At 32.0% G+C, this 2,506-nt stretch carries 2 protein-coding genes; both read left to right on the top strand.

Annotated elements, in window-relative coordinates; all coding sequences use genetic code 11:
* Positions 1-254 precede the first annotated feature (254 nt).
* Positions 255-1,118, top strand: a complete 864-nt coding sequence (locus tag ACNKXS_RS15070; RefSeq protein ID WP_417921597.1) for a hypothetical protein — start codon at positions 255-257, stop codon at positions 1,116-1,118.
* Positions 1,119-1,352: 234 nt separating this feature from the next.
* The gene (locus ACNKXS_RS15065; protein ID WP_417921596.1) at positions 1,353-2,336 is read left to right on the top strand and encodes an alpha/beta hydrolase; all 984 of its coding nucleotides are present in this window, start codon (positions 1,353-1,355) and stop codon (positions 2,334-2,336) included.
* Positions 2,337-2,506: the final 170 nt, after the last annotated feature.

Genomic DNA, 2,506 nt, shown 5'->3' with positions numbered 1-2,506 from the left:
AAAGAGAGGGGATTATCATTGTTGACGGAATCTTTGAGTTCCCACGGTTCATTTAATCTTATTCCTCTCTTTAGTTCTTTCTGTTTATACAATCAAAATTTAGAAAAATTAAACTTAAGACGGTTAATCGCCAATAAGCGGCATCGTTAGAAGGAAAACAATTAACTTGACCAACAAAACAATACTAAGCCGACAAATCCGCTTCCCATACTCCGCCAACTGGCGATAACCGAGACCGTTAGCAAGCATTTAATATGAAGAAAATTTTTCTAATCTTAATTGTTTTGATTGCTTGCTCTTGTTCTGAACGAAAGAAGAATCAAACGAAAAAATCAGTTAAAACAGTTGATACTACTTTTTATAAAGCAGATGGTTTTAATATGCGTTTAAAACTTGCTTTACTATCCAATGATCAATTTATATTTGAAACAAGCCTTTTTAGTTGTTTTGGTGGTGGAGAAATAAGAAAATTCTATGGCACTTATTTAAAAAACAAGGATGAAATAAAATTAAAACCTGAAAATGTTGAAATTGAGATTTATCCAGAAGATTCTCCTATGGCAAACCCGACCATAGAAAATTTAAAATACGGACCAGATAGCTTGAGAATTAAAACAGAATTCAAAATTGTTAATTGGAATAAAAACAAATACTTACTCTCGAACGAGTATATTTCTTTTTTTGGATTTCAAGATGAAAATACTGACTATGACCAGTTCGCTTATCATTACAATATTGGTTCTGAGCCAAATGATAATGGTTGGTATTTGGTAAATAAAAAAGCAGAAAGAGATACCACTAAATCAAAATTTGACTTAAATCAAATACCTTCAAAATATCGAGAACAATTTTTAAAAAATCCGATTGTAGCAAAAATCACAAATATTGAAAATGTTCCTGAAACGGTATACGAAGGAGAGCATTGGTTGATAACAATTGATAAAGGAAAAGTTGACGGAGTAAATAAAAATTTAGTATTTCAAACAGAAAATATGGACATGTTCATTGAACCAGATACTATATTTGAAAATACGACGATTGGAAAATCCTATTTATATAATTTTAAAAAAGAAAAATATCCAGTTGGAACTATTCTTAAAACAAAATGGGATAATTAAACGCTAGCTAACATCGGTTAATCGCAAATAACGGGTATAGTGAAAAAATTGTAATTTTAGAAACCAAGAAAGAAAAAAAACTAAGCCGACAACTCCGCGTCCCAACTCCCGCCACTTGCGATAGCCGAGACCGTTGGCAAACATTTCAATTCAGCATTCCATTAATACAACTCAGTAACAATTTTTAAGAATTATCAATAGCTAAAAATACTTTTGGGTTATAATTAAAACCTAATGATGAAAAAAAATCTAAAGCGAGTAATAATATTTTTTGCAGTCAATATTTGTTTATTCTTAATAACTGTATTTGTACTTATCAATTGGCCAATTCCAAAAATGGAGAAAATCGAAAATTATGATTATAGTTCAATTGATACGCTATCGGTAAAATCTTTTGAAAAACATGAGAAATGGATTAAGATGCGTGATGGGAATAATCTATTTAATGAAATTTATCCAAGCCAATCTAAAACGGCTTTAATATTAATACATGGAAGCGGATCTGAAAGTAGGTACCTAGAAACATTAGCTGGTAATATTTCTCAAGATAACTTTGCAACAGTAATTACACCAGATTTGAGAGGTCATGGTCGTAATCTAAAAAATCAATCTGATATTAAATACATCGGTCAATTAGAAGAAGATATTGAAGATATTATCATGTTTTCAAGAGATAGCTTAAATGCTAAGAAAATTATACTGGCAGGACATTCTTCAGGAGGTGGTTTAGTTCTAAGATATATCGGTAATTCAAACCTAACTAAAATTGATAAGGCTGTAATGATTGCACCTTATCTAGGCCATGATGCTCCAACGGTAAAACCGGAAAGTGGCGGATGGGTTACAATTGGGGTTAAAAGGTGGGTTGGTTTATCGATGTTGAATTCTATTGGTGTTCAAAATTTTAATGGAAAACCCGTTCTATTTTTCAACCGACCAGAAGCCTACGATGATAGCTTACAAAACAAATCCTATTCCTACCGTATGGCAGTAAATTTTGCACCTAAAGACTATGAAAAAGATATTACTAACTTACGAACAAGAAGCTTAGTTTTAGTTGGTACAGAAGATGAGAGTTTCTACTCTGGTGAGTTTAAGGAAGTTTATAGTCCAGCTTCTAGATACACCGATGTACAAATTATGGATAATGTGAATCATTTAAATATTGTGAAGGACAGAGACGTAATAGAAAAAATTGAGGAATACATATCAAGTTAATAGATATAGAAACGTTTGCCAACATCGGTTCATCGCAAATAACGAGTATTATAGGAAAAAGTGTAATTTTAGAAACCAGGAAATATAACAACTAATCCGACAAGTCCGCGTCCCTACTCTCGCAACTTGCGATAACCGTAACCGTTGTAGCGCATTTTCACCTAAATTAG

This window comes from Christiangramia marina, assembly GCF_048285865.1.
Taxonomy (GTDB): Bacteria; Bacteroidota; Bacteroidia; order Flavobacteriales; family Flavobacteriaceae; genus Christiangramia; species Christiangramia marina.
This window is presented reverse-complemented; position numbering and strand designations above follow the sequence as displayed.